This window comes from Pseudomonas sp. MSSRFD41 (genome assembly GCF_014230245.1).
Lineage (GTDB): Bacteria > Pseudomonadota > Gammaproteobacteria > Pseudomonadales > Pseudomonadaceae > Aquipseudomonas > Aquipseudomonas piscis.
This window is the reverse complement of sequence record NZ_JACKZK010000034.1, coordinates 37,463-54,829: the sequence shown is the minus strand read 5'-3', so window position 1 is coordinate 54,829 and position 17,367 is coordinate 37,463. Positions and strand designations below refer to the sequence as shown.

General features: G+C 61.2%; 17 protein-coding genes. 4 read left to right on the top strand and 13 right to left on the bottom strand.

The genetic code is table 11. From position 1 onward, the window contains the following. Nucleotides 1–31: 31 nt before the first annotated feature. From msrQ to mrcB, 9 genes are all read right to left on the bottom strand, one after another. The gene (gene msrQ, locus H7A76_RS29800) at nt 32–652 is read right to left on the bottom strand and encodes a protein-methionine-sulfoxide reductase heme-binding subunit MsrQ (RefSeq protein WP_185701821.1); all 621 of its coding nucleotides are present in this window, start codon (nt 650–652) and stop codon (nt 32–34) included. After that, nucleotides 652–1,665 (bottom strand): protein-methionine-sulfoxide reductase catalytic subunit MsrP, encoded by a 1,014-nt coding sequence (gene msrP, locus H7A76_RS29795; RefSeq protein WP_185701820.1) that lies wholly within the window; start codon nt 1,663–1,665, stop codon nt 652–654. Before msrP ends, msrQ begins: the two co-directional genes overlap by 1 nt. Nucleotides 1,666–1,728: 63 nt before the next feature. Continuing rightward, nucleotides 1,729–2,586, bottom strand: coding sequence for a CDP-diacylglycerol--serine O-phosphatidyltransferase (pssA, locus tag H7A76_RS29790; protein WP_053138721.1), 858 nt, complete (start codon nt 2,584–2,586; stop codon nt 1,729–1,731). Nucleotides 2,587–2,732: 146 nt separating this feature from the next. After that, nucleotides 2,733–3,749 (bottom strand): ketol-acid reductoisomerase, encoded by a 1,017-nt coding sequence (gene ilvC / locus H7A76_RS29785; protein ID WP_022641000.1) that lies wholly within the window; start codon nt 3,747–3,749, stop codon nt 2,733–2,735. A gap of 45 nt (nt 3,750–3,794) precedes the next feature. Continuing rightward, nucleotides 3,795–4,286: an acetolactate synthase small subunit gene (ilvN, locus tag H7A76_RS29780; RefSeq protein ID WP_011063488.1), complete on the bottom strand. Its 492-nt coding sequence runs from the start codon at nt 4,284–4,286 to the stop codon at nt 3,795–3,797. Nucleotide 4,287: 1 nt separating this feature from the next. Further along, nucleotides 4,288–6,012 carry an acetolactate synthase 3 large subunit gene (locus H7A76_RS29775; RefSeq protein ID WP_185701819.1) on the bottom strand — a complete coding sequence of 575 codons (1,725 nt, stop codon included), beginning with the start codon at nt 6,010–6,012 and terminating at the stop codon, nt 4,288–4,290. A 577-nt stretch (nt 6,013–6,589) separates the two neighbouring features. Beyond that, complete coding sequence (locus tag H7A76_RS29770; RefSeq protein WP_185701818.1) at nt 6,590–6,925, bottom strand: YqcC family protein; 336 nt, start codon at nt 6,923–6,925, stop codon at nt 6,590–6,592. Then, nucleotides 6,925–7,671 (bottom strand): M48 family metallopeptidase, encoded by a 747-nt coding sequence (locus tag H7A76_RS29765; protein ID WP_185701817.1) that lies wholly within the window; start codon nt 7,669–7,671, stop codon nt 6,925–6,927. The genes H7A76_RS29770 and H7A76_RS29765 overlap by 1 nt, the downstream gene beginning before the upstream one ends. Nucleotides 7,672–7,687: 16 nt before the next feature. Continuing rightward, the gene (gene mrcB, locus H7A76_RS29760) at nt 7,688–10,012 is read right to left on the bottom strand and encodes a penicillin-binding protein 1B (protein ID WP_185701816.1); all 2,325 of its coding nucleotides are present in this window, start codon (nt 10,010–10,012) and stop codon (nt 7,688–7,690) included. 115 nt (nt 10,013–10,127) lie between these two features. On the opposite strand from mrcB, the gene H7A76_RS29755 reads away from it, so the two are divergent. From H7A76_RS29755 to H7A76_RS29740, 4 genes are all read left to right on the top strand, one after another. Continuing rightward, nucleotides 10,128–11,684, top strand: a complete 1,557-nt coding sequence (locus tag H7A76_RS29755) for a bifunctional aminoglycoside phosphotransferase/ATP-binding protein (protein WP_185701815.1) — start codon at nt 10,128–10,130, stop codon at nt 11,682–11,684. Between the two features lie 93 nt (nt 11,685–11,777). Further along, entirely contained in the window at nt 11,778–12,122 is a 345-nt protein-coding gene (locus H7A76_RS29750) for a pentapeptide repeat-containing protein (protein WP_185701814.1), read from the top strand. A 221-nt stretch (nt 12,123–12,343) separates the two neighbouring features. Continuing rightward, nucleotides 12,344–12,616: a TfoX/Sxy family protein gene (locus H7A76_RS29745; protein WP_022641008.1), complete on the top strand. Its 273-nt coding sequence runs from the start codon at nt 12,344–12,346 to the stop codon at nt 12,614–12,616. A 13-nt stretch (nt 12,617–12,629) separates the two neighbouring features. Continuing rightward, complete coding sequence (locus tag H7A76_RS29740; protein WP_185701813.1) at nt 12,630–13,430, top strand: Crp/Fnr family transcriptional regulator; 801 nt, start codon at nt 12,630–12,632, stop codon at nt 13,428–13,430. Between the two features lie 232 nt (nt 13,431–13,662). Here the strand turns inward: H7A76_RS29740 and H7A76_RS29735 are convergent, their stop codons facing one another. From H7A76_RS29735 to H7A76_RS29720, 4 genes are read right to left on the bottom strand one after another with little or no spacing between them, the layout of a single operon-like run. Continuing rightward, nucleotides 13,663–14,526, bottom strand: coding sequence for a ChaN family lipoprotein (locus H7A76_RS29735; protein ID WP_185701812.1), 864 nt, complete (start codon nt 14,524–14,526; stop codon nt 13,663–13,665). 22 nt (nt 14,527–14,548) lie between these two features. Continuing rightward, nucleotides 14,549–15,316 carry a heme ABC transporter ATP-binding protein gene (locus tag H7A76_RS29730; protein ID WP_185701811.1) on the bottom strand — a complete coding sequence of 256 codons (768 nt, stop codon included), beginning with the start codon at nt 15,314–15,316 and terminating at the stop codon, nt 14,549–14,551. Next, nucleotides 15,316–16,299 carry a FecCD family ABC transporter permease gene (locus H7A76_RS29725; protein ID WP_185701822.1) on the bottom strand — a complete coding sequence of 328 codons (984 nt, stop codon included), beginning with the start codon at nt 16,297–16,299 and terminating at the stop codon, nt 15,316–15,318. The genes H7A76_RS29730 and H7A76_RS29725 overlap by 1 nt, the downstream gene beginning before the upstream one ends. 50 nt (nt 16,300–16,349) lie before the next feature. Next, the gene (locus H7A76_RS29720) at nt 16,350–17,225 is read right to left on the bottom strand and encodes a hemin ABC transporter substrate-binding protein (protein ID WP_185701810.1); all 876 of its coding nucleotides are present in this window, start codon (nt 17,223–17,225) and stop codon (nt 16,350–16,352) included. Nucleotides 17,226–17,367: the final 142 nt, after the last annotated feature.

Here is a 17,367-nt window from a genome sequence, read left to right as displayed (position 1 = left end):
TAGACCTGTAGAATCTGCCGTCAAGCATTAATTACGTTTTTCTTGCAGAAGATGCTTTTCCAATCATAAACCGAGGAATACGCCGAGCTACGGAAGGCAGGCGCAACACCATCAATACGGAGCCCAAAGACGCGTAAACGGCCCACTCTTTCAAATCGGCCCGGACAATCCACAACATATGCAGCAATCCGAGCCCAAGGATGAGATAGACCAAGCGATGCAATTTCTTCCAGCGAGCCCCCAACCGTCGTTGGCTATAGCGATTGGATGTTACCGCCAACGACAGCAGAAGGATGAACCCCAAACTACCGACAATGATATAAGGCCGCTTGCGCAGCTCCACGCCAAGTTGCGACCAGTCCAGCCCCAAGATAAAAACGCCATAGGCAGTCAAATGCAGCGTCACATAAGCAAAGCACCATAATCCCAACTGCCGTCGCACAGTTATCCACCCCGACCAACCTGTCAGCTTCTGCAACGGCGTCATGCTCAACGTGAGCAACAGAAACACCAGGGCTCCCCCCCCCAGCCGATCGACCAGGACCTTGCCTGGGTCGGGCCCCAACAGCGAAGCCCAAGCCTCATACAACCAATACAAGGGCCATATCGCGCCAGCAATGAAGACGCCGATGCGCCAGAACGAATGACGCATCAGTAATCCTTCCCCAGATCCATGCCGCTATATAAATAAGCGACCTCTTCTCCATAGCCATTGAACATCTGGGTCTCGCGGACATTCGGACTGAATAGCCCGCTGGGCAGGCGCCGCTCCCGCGCCTGGGTCCAACGGGGATGGTCGACCGTGGGATTCACATTTGCATAAAAGCCGTATTCGTTGGCGGCGATACTCTGCCAGGTCGTCTTGGGCTGCTCACTGACCAAGCTGATGCGCACGATGGACTTAACGCTCTTGAAGCCATACTTCCAGGGCACGACCAACCGCAGCGGTGCGCCGTTCTGGTTCGGCAACTCCCGTCCATACATTCCCACCGCCAGGATCGCCAACGGGTTCATCGCCTCATCGAGCCGCAACCCTTCGACATAAGGCCAATCGATCAAGGCGAACCCGGAACGCTGCCCCGGCATATGCTCGGGATCACGCAAGGTTTCAAAGCGAATGAACTTGGCCTTGCTGGTGGGCTCGACCTGCTGGAGCAGCGCAGAAACGGGAAAGCCGATCCAGGGGATCACCATCGACCAGGCCTCGACACAACGCAGTCGATAGATACGCTCCTCCAACTGGTAAGGCTTGATGAAGTCCTCGAGCGCGTAACGACCCGGCTTGGCCACCTCGCCATCCACTACCACGCTCCACGGCTCAGTCTTCAGAGCTCCCGCATTGGCAGCGGGATCACCTTTATCAGTACCGAATTCGTAGAAGTTGTTGTAGTGGGTCGCATCCTTGAAGGGAGTGATCGCCTCCCCCCGGGCAACCACCGCTTGCCAGCGGGTGGTCGGCAATTTTTCCGTGAACCAGGAAGAAGTCCGTCCCGGGTCGACATCGGCATAGCGCCCCGCCTCCTCCGCCCTGCCCCAACGAGGCAACGCAGCCGCGGCAAGGCCCGCAACGGTGCCACCCAGCAAGGCCCGGCGCGACAGGTAAAAGGATTCGGGAGTGATCTCCGATGCTTTGCAGTCGGAAGACTTGGGGAATTTGAGCAGCATGGCAACTCCGCAGTATTGGAGGACAGATGCACCAATAGACTGCGGAGTATGGGGGAAATTACATCACTCGATGTGATTGCGTCGACGAAGATGCAGCAGGTACTGGATCGGACCGGAAGCCGCATAGGCCAGGAACACCAGCAGCAGCACCCGGGGCGGATCGCTGAACACCACCGCGAAGACCAGGACCACGGCCAGGATGGCCACGAACGGCACCCGCCCTTTGAGGTCGAGATCCTTGAAACTGTTGTACTTGATGTTGCTGACCATCAGCATGCCGGCGGCCGCCACCATCAGGGCCACCAGGAACGACATCTTCGACCCCTGGATACCATAATCACTGAAGGCCCAGACGATGCCTGCCACCACACCCGCCGCCGCCGGACTGGCCAGGCCGATGAAGTAACGCTTGTCGGCAGTTCCTACTTGAGTATTGAAGCGTGCCAGGCGTAGCGCAGCACCGGCTACATAGATGAAGGCGACCATCCAGCCAACCTTGCCCATGTCACCCAATGCCCAGCCAAAGGCCAGCAATGCCGGGGCAACACCGAACGCCACCATGTCCGACAAGGAATCGTACTCGGCCCCGAACGCACTCTGAGTATTGGTCATCCGGGCTACGCGGCCATCCAGGCCATCAAGCACCATGGCAACGAAAATCGCGATGGCGGCAAAAGCGAAATACTTGCTCGCCCCGGCAGCGTCCCCGGCACTCAAGGCACTCTGAGCACTCATGGAACTGATGATGGAATAGAACCCCGCGAACAGGTTCGCAGTGGTGAACAGATTAGGCAGAAGATAGATACCACGATGCCGGACTTTACGGCCTTCAGCGTCATGCCCTTCTTCGACATGCTCATCGATCGGTAGCAGGCTTTCGGCGTCAGAGGCCTGGTTTGGCTCTTCGGGACGTTCGCTCATGGACATTACCTTGCAACGGTGTGAAAAGTTTCGACAGATGCCCTGGGCCACGGTTTGGCCACAAAGGAGCCTGCTTTATACCAGAACCTATCCCCGCAAACGAAAAAACGCGGCCTAAGCCGCGTTTTCCCTGACAAGACTCAAACTTAGTTCTTGGTTTTGTCGACGATCTTGTTGGCAGAGATCCACGGCATCATCGAACGCAGTTGCTCGCCGATGATCTCGATACCGTGAGCAGCGTTGTTACGACGCTTGGCGGTCATGGATGGGTAACCGGTGGCGCCTTCGCTGATGAACATCTTCGCGTATTCGCCGTCCTGGATGCGCTTCAGAGCGTTGCGCATGGCCTGGCGGGACTCAGCGTTGATAACCTCTGGACCTGTCACGTATTCACCGTACTCGGCGTTGTTGGAGATCGAGTAGTTCATGTTGGCGATACCGCCTTCGTACATGAGGTCAACGATCAGCTTCAGCTCGTGCAGGCATTCGAAGTAGGCCATCTCCGGTGCATAGCCAGCTTCGACCAGGGTTTCGAAACCGGCCTTGACCAGCTCCACGGTACCGCCACACAGAACGGCTTGCTCGCCGAACAGGTCGGTTTCGGTCTCGTCCTTGAAGGTGGTTTCGATGATGCCGGTACGGCCACCACCTACACCTGCGGCATAGGACAGCGCGACGTTCTTGGCATTGCCCGAGGCATCCTGATAGATGGCGATCAGGTCAGGAATACCACCGCCCTTGACGAACTCGGAGCGCACGGTATGGCCCGGGGCCTTCGGCGCGATCATGATCACGTCCAGGTCCGCACGCGGAACAACCTGGTTGTAGTGGATCGAAAAACCGTGGGAAAAGGCCAGGGTGGCGCCTTTCTTGATGTTCGGCTCGATTTCGTTCTTGTACAGGGCACCCTGGAACTCGTCTGGAGTCAGGATCATGACCAGGTCGGCAGCGGCGACCGCAGTAGCCACGTCGGCAACTTTCAAGCCATGGGCTTCGGCCTTGGCAACGGTGGCCGAGCCTTTACGCAGGCCGACGGTCACGTCGACGCCGGAGTCTTTCAGGTTGCAAGCTTGAGCGTGACCCTGGGAACCGTAACCGATGATGGCAACCTTCTTGCCCTGGATGATCGACAGGTCGCAGTCTTTATCGTAGAAAACTTTCATGAACTTCCCCTATGTCAGGCCGTTCCGGCCATTCGCTAATTTGAATTAGATGCTCAGTACTTTGTCGCCACGGGCAATCCCGGTGACGCCACTGCGTACGGTTTCCAGAATCGATGCGGTACCGATCGATTGAATGAAGCTGTCGAGCTTGTCGCTGGTACCAGTCAGTTGAACGGTATACACGCTAGCGCTGACATCAACGATCTGCCCACGGTAGATATCGGTGGTGCGCTTGACCTCGGCGCGCTGGGCACCGGTTGCCTTGATCTTGACCAACATCAGCTCACGCTCGATGTGGGCACTTTCCGACAGATCCACCAGCTTGACCACCTCGACCAGCTTGTTCAGGTTCTTGGTGATCTGCTCGATGATCTCGTCATGACCGACGGTAGTCAGGGTCAAACGCGACAAGGTCGGGTCTTCGGTCGGCGCCACAGTCAGGCTTTCGATGTTGTAGTTGCGCTGCGAGAACAGGCCGACAACACGAGACAGGGCGCCCGGTTCGTTTTCCAGAAGCAAGGAGATGATGTGCCGCATATTAAGTACGCTCCGTCTTGCTCAGCCACATATCGCGCATGGAGCCGTCTTTGATCTGCATCGGATAGACGTGCTCGCTGGTATCGACCTGGATATCGAGGAACACCAGGCGATCCTTCATGGCGAACGCTTCCTCCATCTTCGGCTTCAAGTCCTTCAGGTCGGTGATGCGGATACCCACATGACCGTAGGCCTCGACCAATCGGACGAAATCAGGCAGCGATTCCATGTAGGAGTGCGAATGACGGCTGCCATAGCTCATGTCCTGCCATTGGCGAACCATACCCAGCACGCCGTTGTTCAGGTTGACGATCTTGACTGGCAGGTCGTACTGCAGGCAGGTGGACAGCTCCTGGATATTCATCTGGATACTGCCTTCACCCGTGACGCAGGCGACATCATGATCAGGGAAGCTCAACTTGACCCCCATGGCCGCCGGGAAACCGAAGCCCATGGTGCCCAGGCCACCGGAGTTGATCCAGCGGTTGGGTTTGTTGAACTTGTAGTACTGCGCCGCGAACATCTGGTGCTGGCCCACGTCGGAGGTCACAAAGGCGTCGCCCTTGGTCACTTCGCAGAGGGTCTCGATCACGGTCTGTGGCTTGATGATGCTGCCGTCGCCCTTGTCGTAAGGGAACAGGCCGCGATCACCGCGCCACTCGTCGATCTGCTTCCACCAACTGGCGACCGTATCCTTGTTCGGGGTATCGCCGATTTCCTTGAGGGCCGCGACCATTTCGGTCAGGACGCTCTCCACTGGTCCCACGATCGGCACGTCGGCCTTGATGGTCTTGGAAATCGAAGCCGGGTCGATATCGACATGGATGATCTTGGCGTTCGGGCAGAACTTCGGCGCACCGTTGATGACCCGGTCGTCGAAGCGCGCGCCCACGGCCAGGATCACATCGGCATGATGCATGGCCAGGTTGGCGGTATAGCTGCCATGCATGCCGAGCATGCCGACGAACTGCCGATCGGTCCCCGGATAGGCACCCAGGCCCATCAAGGTGTTGGTCACGGGCAGGTTGAGCATCTTGGCCAGTTCGGTCAACGCGGCGGAACCACCGCCGAGAATCACGCCACCGCCGGAATACAGCACGGGACGCTTGGCCGACAGGAGCATCTCCGCCGCCTTGCGAATCTGTCCGGAGTGACCACGAACGGCTGGGCTGTAGGAGCGCAGCTTGGCCTTCTTGGGAAAAACGTATTCGAACTTTTCAGCCGGGTTGGTCATGTCCTTGGGGATATCGACCACCACCGGGCCAGGACGACCCGATTGCGCCAGATAGAAGGCCTTCTTCATGACTTCCGGAATTTCCGAAGCGTGCTTGATCATGAAGCTGTGCTTCACGATCGGCCGGGAGATACCGATCATGTCGGTTTCCTGGAACGCGTCGGTACCGACCATGGTGCTAGGCACCTGGCCAGAAATGACCACCATCGGAATCGAGTCCATGTAGGCGGTGGCAATACCGGTGATGGCATTGGTCGCGCCCGGGCCGGACGTCACCAGTACCACACCGGCCTTGCCGGTGGCACGGGCGTAACCGTCAGCCATATGGGTAGCCGCTTGTTCGTGACGAACCAGGATGTGGGTAACTTCCGGTTCCTTGAACAGGGCATCGTAAACATGAAGGAGAGCACCACCTGGGTACCCGTAGATATATTTGACGCCTTCGTCACGCAAGAAGCGGACGAGCATCTCACCGCCAGATAAAAGCTCCACGTTGTTCACCTCTAAAACGCCAGAATACCGCCCTCAAAAGGGAGCGGGTCTTAATAGGTTTACTTCTCAGCAGAGCATGAGCGACGGTGGTCGCCGACTACGTCAGCACTGACTGAGCAAGCATTGGGAATGCCCCAAAGTGTTGCGGGGTTTTCCCACCCAGCGCGAGGTAACGCGTTGCGGGTGTAGCACTTCGGCGCGGATGTGCACCTCATGATCTGCTGAGCGGGTCTGCTTCTGGCAGTCCCTCTACAGCGGACTTTGGATTCTTCTGTTTCGCCCTCGGCAAGTCAAGCTGTCTATATAGCTAATTCGAACTACGCTCATTAAAACGCAATAAATAGCCCAAAACCAGGGTAAATTTACGCTCCAATTGCGCGTTTTTCCGCAAGAATCTCAGAAATACGAACCTTGACTTTGCCGTTCGAGCACCATCCAAGTCGGACTAGGCAGAGGCTTTGGCTACGGCAGGAACAGAGATCGGGAGCAAGCGACCCAATCATGGGTCGACCCGGCACGGGAATGCACGCAGAAGCGGCGGGCTAGAGGCTGCGAGGAGGTTCCTGGCAGCCTTGTTTCAGCGGGTGGCGGCGATCAGTTGATCGAACTCTTTGAGCAGCACTTGCAACTGCAGATCACGCCCTTGCATCGAGCGATTGGAGAACACCATCTCGGCCATCTCCTGGATCCCGGAAGCATTGGGCAGCGGCAGGTCCTGTTCCAGGATCATCTTCATGCGCGGCAGGAAGATCCATTGCAGCCACTGCTCGAACTCCAGCGTATCCACGGCGAACGGCTGGGTGCTGGCCAGGGCTTCGGCGCTGGGAGACACATCGCCCCATAGCCCCTGAAGCCGCAGTTCACGCTCGATCAGCAGCAACTGTTCGGCGATTTGGGGAAAACGTACGTCCATCACAGCGACACCCGAGCCTTCTGGCGAGCCTGGGCAGCACCCGCGGCATCCCCCTGCTTTTCGCGCGCCTGGGCGATCAATTCCCACAGGCTGGCCTGCAGGTCAGGACGGCCATTGGCGAAGCTCAGGCCGCGGCGGGCGAACTGTTCGGCTTGCGGGGCATCGCCCTGGGCCATGCGCACCTGGGCCAGGCGATACAGCACTTGCGGCTCCCGGGGAGCGACTCGCTGAGCGCGCTCGAGACTGGAAGAAGCGCCGTTCAGGTCGCCACTGGACTGTTGCTGCTGAGCGGTCGTAAGCAAAGCCAGTACCGGTCCATCCAGTTGCTCGTCCGCCGACAGGCCACCGGAACGGGCCGAAGGCATGCCACTTGGAGCGGCTGGCATGTCGTAGCTGCCCTGGTTGCTCGGTGCCGGCTGGTAACTCGAACCATCCACAGGCCCAGGCGTAATGGGGCCGGAAGAAACCGGGCCCGGGGTGATTGGCGAAGTGCTGATCGGGGTCGAAGTGGTCGCGCCACCACCCGGCACCATGACCACCACGCCCGAATCCTGGGGAATGGTCTGGGCTTGGGCCTGCGCTGGACGCTTGATCGTCGTCTGGCGGAAGCCTCCGGAAGCGGAAATCCGCTCATTGTTGGACACTGCGGTACCCGAGTCCACGACGGGAATGGAGCCGCGCTGCACGCTGGCACAACCATTGAGCAACGCCAGAGCTGTAATAGCTGGAACCCACCACTTGTTCACGTCAAATCCTCATCGCTTAGTTCATCCAGCCCTTGACCCAATCCATCACCGACTCGCCACCTGCCGGGCTTTCGCCACCGCAGGAAGCGCCGGGAGGCGGTTCGCTGCCGCGAATATACGGCATCTGCACAGCCCCCGGACAGTTGGCATCGGAGCCCTGTCCGGTGCGTGAATCGACCCAGGCCCGGACCACGTTGTCCGGTTGCGGCATGTCCAGCGGCAGCGGATCGGCCTTGCGCATGAAACTGGTCCAGACCTGCAGGGCGCCGGTGGCTCCCGTGAACGGCGTCTTGCCGTTGTCGTCGCGGCCGAGCCAGATCACCGCCAGCAGGTCCTGGCTGAACCCGGCGAACCAGCTGTCACGGGAATCGTTACTGGTACCGGTCTTGCCGGCGAGCGTCAGGCTGCTGGGCAGCACGCTGTACACCGAACGCCCGGTACCCTCGCGCATCACTCGCTGCATGGCGCTCTGGATCAGGTAGATCGAGCCCGCATCGAAACGCTGTTGGATCTGGAACGGATAACGCTTGAGCGGCTCGCCCTCAGCGGTCAGCACGCTGCGGATCCCGCGCATCGGCGTATTGAAACCGCCATTGGCCAGGGTCTGGTACATGGTGGCCACTTCCATCGGGCTCATGCCCCCCGCGCCCAGCAGCATGGATGGGAATGCCGGGAACTCCCGGGTTACCCCCAGGCGCCCGAGCGTCTTCAAGACATTCGGCACGCCCACTTCCAGGCCGAGCCGGGCCGTGGAAAGGTTGTAGGAATGCGCCAGCCCCTGGTACAGGAAGACCGTGCCATGGCTGCGGCGATCATAGTTCTGTGGCTTCCATACCTGGCCATCCGCGCCCTTGACCGAGAAGGCCTCATCCGAAAGCCAGCTGGTCAGCGTGTATTGGCTGGGTTTCTCCAGGGCCGTGAGATAGACCGCCGGCTTGATCAGCGAACCGATCGGACGCACGGCATCCAGGGCTCGGTTGAACCCGGCGAAGCCGGCCTGGCGACTACCGATCATCGCCTGAACTTCACCGGTTTCCGGGTTGGTCACCACCATCGCCGCCTCGACCTCATCCGAACCCTTGCGTCCGGCCAGGCGCTTGAAGGTGTCGTTGACGGACGCCTCGGCCTTCATCTGCAAGATCGGATCGAAGCTGGTGAAGATCCGTAGTCCTTCCTCGGTCAAGTCTTCGTCACGATAGTCTTCGCGCAGTTGGCGCTTGACCAAATCAAGGAAACCGGGGAACGAGCTGTCTGCCAGGCTGCCACGCTTGGTCACGCCGAGGGGCATCTTCTTCGCGGCCTCGACCTGCTCTGGCGTAGCGACGCCCTGTTGGGCCAGCAGATCGAGCACCAGGTTGCGCCGCTCCAGGGCACGTTCCGGGTAACGCCGCGGGTTGTAATAGGAAGGCCCCTTGACCATGCCCACCAACAGCGCCACTTGATGCAGCTTGAGCTCGGACAGCGGCTGGCTGAAGAAGAACTGGCTGGCCAGGCCGAAACCATGCACCGCGCGCTGGCCATCCTGGCCGACGAACACTTCGTTGAGGTAGGCCTCGAGGATCTCGCGCTTGTCGTAATGCAGTTCCAGCAACAAGGCCATCACCGCCTCGGTGAGCTTGCGCGACAGGCTGCGCTCGTTGGTCAGGAAGAAGTTCTTCACCAATTGCTGGGTCAGGGTACTACCGCCCTGGCGCATCTGGCCCGACGAAGTGTTGACCCAGACCGCCCGGGCGATGGACTTGGGCGAAACCCCGAAGTGCGAGTAGAAGTCCCGGTCCTCGACGGTCACCAGGGTTTCCAGCAAGTACGGCGGAACCTGGTCGATCTTGATCAGGATCCGGTCTTCGAGGTTCTTGGGATACAGGCCGCCAATCAACAGCGGCTCGAGACGCACCACCGCCAGCTTCGCGCCCTTGCTCCCGGACAGTTCGGCCACGTAATCGCCGGAGAAACGTACGCGCACCGGCTGCGCCTGCTCCAGTCCTTCATAGAACTGGAAGCCCCGGGTATTCAAGTCAACGGTATTGCCGCTGACCGAAGCCGCGCCGGGGCCATTGGCAACGCTTTCACGGCGATAGCCCAGGGCGTCGAGTTCCGTGAGGAAATCGTCCTTGCTGAGCTTCTGTCCGACGAACAGCTCCAGCGGACGCGCATAGACCTTGGCCGGGATGGTCCAGCGCTTGCCGGAAAACTTCTCCTGGACCACGGCGTCGAGGTAGACGGCAAAGCCGGCGAGCACCACCAGGCCCACCAGGCTGAGCTTGAGCGCCCAGCCCAGCCAGGGCCGCAGGCCGCCAGAGGTGGTTTTTTTTGCAGAACGGGGGGATCGGGTACGAGTCATGGCGGCGGATTATACGCACTTTGATTCATCATCAACATGCGCCAACCGAGGTTTGCCATGACGCCCGCAGCGGCCATAATGACGCCCTCGATTTTCCGACCCTGAAGGACCGCCTGTGAGCCAGTCACTGATCGCCGCTTTGCAAAACCCAGCTCTGTACCCGCATCCGGTAGACGGATTCCAGGTCATCGAAACCCATATTTCCTGGGTTATCCTCACCGGTCCCTTTGCCTATAAAGTGAAGAAGCCGGTCAACTTCGGTTTCCTGGACTTCACCAGCCTGGAAGCACGCGAGCATTTCTGCGGCGAGGAGCTGCGCCTGAACCAGCGCCTGACCCAGGATCTGTACCTGGAAGTCCTGCCGATTACTGGCAGCGCCGAGACCCCGGAACTGGGCGGTAGCGGCCCAGTGGTCGACTATGTGCTGAAAATGCGCCAGTTCCCCCAGAGCCAGTTGTTGAGCACCCTGCAAGCCAACGGTGAACTCACCACCGCGCACATTGACCAAATGGCCCGGCAGATCGCTCAATTCCACCTCAGCGCTCCCAAGGTTCCCGCCGATCATGAGGCCGGAACCCCGGACAGCGTGATGGCGCCAGTGCGCCAGAACTTCGAGCAGATCCGTCCATTCCTCAGCGAAAAGGCCGATCTGCAGCAACTCGAGGCCCTGCAAGCCTGGGCCGAAACCAGCTTCGAACGCCTCAAGCACCTGCTGGCCCAGCGCAAGAAAGACGGTTTCATTCGTGAATGCCACGGCGACATCCACCTGGGCAATGCCACCCTCATCGAGGGTGAGGTGGTGATCTTCGACTGCATCGAATTCAACGAGCCTTTCCGTTTCACCGATGTGTACGCCGATACCGGCTTCCTGGCCATGGACCTGGAAGACCGTGGCCTGAAGAGCCTGGCGCGGCGCTTCGTCAGTCAGTACCTGGAACTGACCGGCGACTACCAGGGCCTGGAACTGCTCAATTTCTACAAGGCCTACCGCGCCCTGGTGCGGGCCAAGGTCAGCCTGTTCAGCATGCCGGCCGATGCCACCGCCGTGCAGCGTGCTACCACCCTGCGCCAGTACCGCAACTACGCCAACCTGGCGGAAAGCTATAGCACCATTCCATCGCGTTTCCTGGCCATCACCTCCGGTGTCTCGGCAGTAGGCAAGAGCCATGTGGCGATGCGCCTGGTCGATGCCCTGGGCGCCGTTCGGCTGCGCTCCGACGTCGAACGCAAGCGCCTGTTCGGCGAGCAGCAGGGAGCCAACGACCTGCATGCCGGCATCTATAGCAACGAAGCCAGCAACGCGACCTATGACCGCCTGCATGAAATCGCCGAGGTCGTCCTGCGTGCCGGCTTCCCGGTGGTCATCGACGCCACCTACCTCAAGCGTGCCCAGCGTGACGCCGCCGCCAAGGTTGCCGAAGCCACCGGTACGCCATGCCTGATCATCGACTGCAATGCTCCGCAGGCGGTCATCGCCAGTTGGCTCGCCCAGCGTCAGGCCAATCAGGACGATCCGTCGGACGCTACCCTGGCGGTCATCGCCGAGCAACAAGCCACGCGCGAGGCGCTCACGGAAGAGGAACTGCTACGCAGCAAGCGCGTCGAGACCAACGAAAGCGGTAGCCTGGACGTCCTGGTCGCCAACATTCGCCAGCGCCTGCCGGGTCTCTGAGTCAGTATTTCAGCCGTGAAGTGGCAAAGACTTCACGGCTGAAAAACAGTGGCACTATACTGGCGTCATAAATCCATCGCTGGTGACGTCGCCATGAGCCAACCCAAACTTCTCGACACTGCGCTTTATGCTCTGCTGCACAAAGACGACATCACGGGCTTCAACCGTGAGCGCCCCAAGGATCAATCCATCGACATGCGTGGCGGCGACTTCCGCGGTCTCGACCTGCGCGAACTGAACGCCGCCGGCATCGACTTCACCGATGCCTATTTCCGCTCTGCCGACCTGCGCGGCCTGGATCTTCGAAACGCCTCGATGGAAGGCGCAAGCCTCGCCCACGCGCAAATTTCCGGAGCCTATTTCCCCGTGGAGCTGACTGCCGACGAGATCCTCATGTCGGTCAATTTCGGCACCCGCCTGCGTTACAACACCCGCTGAAGCTCCCTTCCGCCTGTCCGGCGCGTCGTCCTGCGTCGGACACTGACCATCCCCGCTCTTCCCCTTCCGTACTGCATCGCGAACTCCCTCGCTCCAATGATGAACTGACCCGCCTTAGAAGCATTTGCGTCGAACCCGACCAACGCACAGCGCGTTTTCTGCTGAGCGCTACACTCCTTTGAGGCTGCCCACTCACCATTCGGCCATCGCCAGGAGGCTTGATGAATGATGAACTGCAACACCTGAAGAACCTCGGCAAGACATCCGCGCAGTGGCTGCATGCAGTGGGCATCCATAGTGCTTCGGACCTGCGTCGCCTGGGAGCGGTGGACGCATACCGGGCCGTACGCACCCGGGGTTTTCGCGCCTCGAAGGTCTTGCTCTATGCCATCGAGGGCGCACTGATGGACATGCACTGGAACGACCTCCCCGCCGAACGCAAGGAAGCCCTGAACAAGCAGCTGGATGCCATTTCCACTCGTCAAAAAAACTGACTGGCACACCTCTATGTATCTATTGGGAGAACAGCCGGCCTACGCCGATGCCTTGATCAATCGCCTGCAGAACATTCCGCCGCAACTGCTCGAAGGCCTGGCGCCCTGCGGCCCGACACTGGAGCTACCGGCCATGGCGGATCTTTCAGGTACCCTGCCCGGCCATCAGATCTACCTGCTGGAAAGTGGCGTGATCCAGGCGAGCGTCGAGGATCGTCCGCTGTTCTACCTGCACGAAGGCGACCTGGTGGGCCTGCGCCGTGGCCTCGAGCAACCCCGCTGGCGGCTTGGCTGCGACGCGCCCTTGCAACTGATTCCGTACCTGAGAGCAGATGTGTTCCGGCACATCCATGCCGATGAACAGCGCTCGGAGTTGCTGCTGCAGTACCTGATCGGCCAGACCGCCCTGCTCTCGGATGCCATTGCCCGCCTGAAACCGCCGGAACTGCGCAGTCACAACGGCTTCAAGCGCGTACAGCAAGGCGAGGTGCTGATTGCCCAGGGCGATGAGGCGGACCATGTCTTCGTGATAATCGAGGGGCATGCCCAGGCCTTCGTCGACGGACACAAGGTCGGCGATGTGCCCAAGGACGAGATCTTCGGCGCCATGTCGGTGTTCACCGGAGAAAAGCGCAGCGCCAGCGTGATCGCCAGCGAACCGACCACCGTCATGCTGATCCCCAGGGATCAATTCCTCAGCCTGACCCAGAGCAATCCGCGAGTGGCCCACAGCCTGATCGAAAGCATGGCCCGGCGCATCGATCTATTGAACCGGGAAGTGATCCGGCTCAAGGCACTCTGCGATCGAGAATAACCCCGAACCCAGAGGCCGATTCAAACGAGCGTTTAGCGAAATATGCAAAAACTGGAAATCACTACGTTGACATCGAAATGAGAATCGTTATGATTAACACAACTGGTCGCGAGATCAGTCGATAACCTGGAAGACCAGTGGTTCGGACTCTCAGATTATCTCCTCATCAGGCTAATCACGGTTATTTGACCCGGCTCTGCCGGGTCTTTTTTTGCCTGCGAAAAGCCTTCGCTCAGCGCCTCAACGGTGCACAGTAATCGCGCTCGGGCCGGGGCGGGGTAAACCAGACCAGGTCGGCGTTGGCCAAGCTCACCGGGTTGCCGCGCTCCGCCAGCATCAACACCAGCACTTCCTGCGGATGCCCGAGGTCAGCCAAGTGCAAGGGCACGCCCAGATCCTTGCGGGCATGGAACGCACCAGCAAACAACCAGGCGGGAGCCGGTGCCGCCAGCAGGCGCTCGGCCATGCGCAGATCACGCTGCTGCTGTACGGCCAGCATCGCCGGTACCTGGCTTTGTGGCAGCAGACCGCAATGGGATTCGCGAATCTGCGCAGCCAAGGCCGTGATTACCCTATCGTCGTTGACCCGGGTGCCGGACAAGGATGGCGCCTTGGCATAGATCTCACGCACTTCCTGGCGATCCAGGTTGGCGCAGAGCAGCGGATAAGGCTGCTTCAAGGCATACCCCACTAACGGGCCATAGAGGCTCCAGTCCCAACCCGGCTGCCAGGCCAGCGCAGCAGGCAGGTCATCGGGTACACGCCCTGCTCCAACCGCCACCTTGCTGGCATCGACCCGGGACTGCTGATCGGGGTTGAGCATTTCCAGCAGCAAGCTGCCCTGGGGCCGTTGCACGGCCATCGAACGCAGCAACCACAACTGTACGGCGTGGTGCTCGGGGTTGTCGTGCTGCTCGCCGACGATCACCCGTGGTGCCTGGCCCAACAGCACCATCAGTTCCTCGGGAGCAAGTATTCGACCATTGCGCAGGTCGACGATGCTGCCCACAGGCGTCGCCACGGGAGGCGACAGGATCGGGGCCGAGGTCTGGCAGCCCGCCAGTGACAACACCAGCAGAAGTAGCAACGAACGCATCGGAACGCCTCCAGGTTGCCCGTCAGCGGGCGATGATCAACGGATGCCCGCGCTCCGGATGCTCCTGCACCAGCACCTCCAGGCCAAATACCGTCTTAAGCGGTTCGGCACGCAGCACGGCGGCCGGAACGCCCATGGAATGCGGTCGTCCACCTTCGAGCAACAGCACCCGGTCACAATAACGAGCGGCCAGGTTCAGGTCATGGAGGATGACCAGCACCGCCACGCCACGATCGGCGAACGCGCGGATGGCCTGCAAGGTGACGTGCTGGTGCAACGGATCGAGGGCCGAGGTAGGTTCGTCGAGCAACAGGATGTGCCCTGGCTCGCCCGGCCACAATTGCGCCAGGACCCTGGCCAGGTGCACCCGCTGGCGCTCCCCGCCCGACAGGGCCAGGTAGCTGCGCCCTCCAAGATGCGCGACATCGGCTGCCTCCAGGGCTGCGGTCACTATCTCCTGGTCACGCAGCAGACCACTCTGGTGAGGCAGGCGCCCCAGGCCCACCACCTCTTCGACCCGGAAGGCGAAATCCAGGCTCGATGCCTGCGGCAACACCGCCAGGCGCCGGGCACGCTGGACACCGTCCCACTGCGCCAGCTCGCGCTCGTCCAGCAATACCCGCCCCTGATGAGGCGCCAGCTCACCGCTCAAGGCGCCAAGCAGGCTGCTCTTGCCCGCGCCATTGGGCCCCAGCACTCCCAGCACTTCACCGGGCGCCAGCCGCAGGTCGATACCGGCCAGCACATCCTTGCCGCCGCGCCGTATATGCAGGTTCTCAGCTCGCAACATCAGGCGCGCCCTCGCAGCAACAGATATAGAAAGAAGGGGGCGCCGAGAAAGGCGGTGACAATCCCGATGGGCAGCTCCGCCGGAGCCAATGCCAGGCGCGCGACCAGATCGGCCAGCAGCAACAGGCTGGCCCCCGCGAGGATAGACGCAGGCAGCAAGATCCGATGGTCCGGCCCCGCCAGCAGGCGCACCAGGTGCGGCACCACCAGGCCGACGAAACCGATCATCCCCGCCGCCGCGACGGCAGCCCCCACGCCCAGGGCAGTGCAGAACACCAGCTCACGCTTGAGCCCTTCGACATCGACCCCCAGGTGCTTGGCTTCCGACTCTCCCAGCAATAGGGCGTTCAGGGCCTGGGCCCGGCGCGGCAACCACAGTGCGACGGCCAGGGTCACCAGCAACAACGGCCACAGGCGCTGATAGCTGGCACCGTTGAGGCTGCCCAGGTTCCAGAAGGTCAAGGTGCGCAAGGTGGCGTCATCGGCCAGGTAGGTGAACAGCCCCACCGCGGAACCGGCCAGGGCGGTCAGGGCGATCCCCGCCAGGAGCATGGTCGCCACGTGAGTCTGGCCATTGCGGCGGCCCAGGCGATAGACCAGCGCCGTCACCCCCAGGCCGCCAAGGAAGGCACACAACGACAGGAGATAAGGACCGACGACCTCCGGCAAGCCTCCGAACATCGAGCCACCGACAATGGCGACGGCCGCGCCCAGCGCCGCGCCGCTGGAGACGCCCACCAGCCCGGGGTCGGCCAGGGGATTGCGGAACAGGCCCTGCATGGCCACGCCGGACAAGGCCAGGACACCTCCGACCGCCAGGCCGAGCAAGGTCCGGGGCAGGCGGATCTGGCCAAGAATCAGCTCCGCCTGCTCCAGGCCCTGCCCGTCGATCGGCAGGCCGAGCATCCGCAGGGCCGCACGCAAGGTATCGAACAGCGGCAGGCTCACCGGCCCCAGGGCCAGGGACAGCCAGGTGGTCACCAGGCAAAGGCACCCGAGGCCGAGAAACAGCGTGCGCGGTTGGACCAGGCGCCTCATTGGGCCGGCTTGGCCTGTGGATAAAAGGTCGCCGACAGTTGCTTCAGGCTGTCAGGCAGGCGTGGGCCGAGCCCCCCCACCAGGAGGGTCGGGTCCAACTCCACCACTCGTCCGGCCTTGACCGCCCTGGTGGCCGCCAGTGCCGGGTTTTCCTTGAACAGCGCGGCGCGCGCCGCTTCACCGCTCAGGCTGCGATCGGAGAACACCAGCACGTCCGGGCTCAGTCCCGCCAGGGACTCCACCGAGAACGGCCTGTAGCCGCTGTGGGTCGCCAGGTTACGCCCGCCAGCCTGTTGCAGCAGCCAGTCTGCCGCGGTGTCCTTGCCAGCGATCAAAGGCTTGCCGCCGGCATGTCCGAGTACCAGCAAGACGCCAGGCGCGGGTTGTTGGGCCTGGGCCTGGGCGATCCAGGCCCGTTGCTGGTCCAGTCGCTGCTGATAACGCTGGAACAGCTGCCCGGCCTGCTCTTCACGCCCGAGTAGCTGCCCCAGGTGTTGCAGGGTGTCCTGCAAGGTGGGCAGGTCCGCCTGAGCGGAAAACATCTCGACCCGGACGCCCGAACTGCGAATCTGCGAGATCACCGGCGGCGGCCCCATTTCCTCGGTTCCCACCAGCACCTGGGGCCGCAGGCTCAAGACGCCTTCCGCCGACAGCTGGCGCTGGTAGCCAATGCTGGGCAGCGCCTTGAGCGAAGCCGGATGCTGGCTGGTAGTGTCGACACCGACCAGCTTCGACTCCGCGCCCAGGGCACTCACCCACTCGGACAAGGCGCCCCCGGCACTGACCCAACGCTGCGGCAACTCCTCGGCGGCGGCCCAGTGGCTCACCAGCAATCCGGCACAGAGCGCAAAGGCGCTGGCAGTCAGGCGCATAGAACGTTTCCTTTATAGAAGTGGGGCCCGGGAAGCGGCTGTCCATGTGACACGCCTGGCTGGCCAGGCATCGAAATGAGCAAGCGCCCCTTAGCGAGCGAGATGGCCATTTGATAATTGTTTTCATTTGACCGTCAAGCGC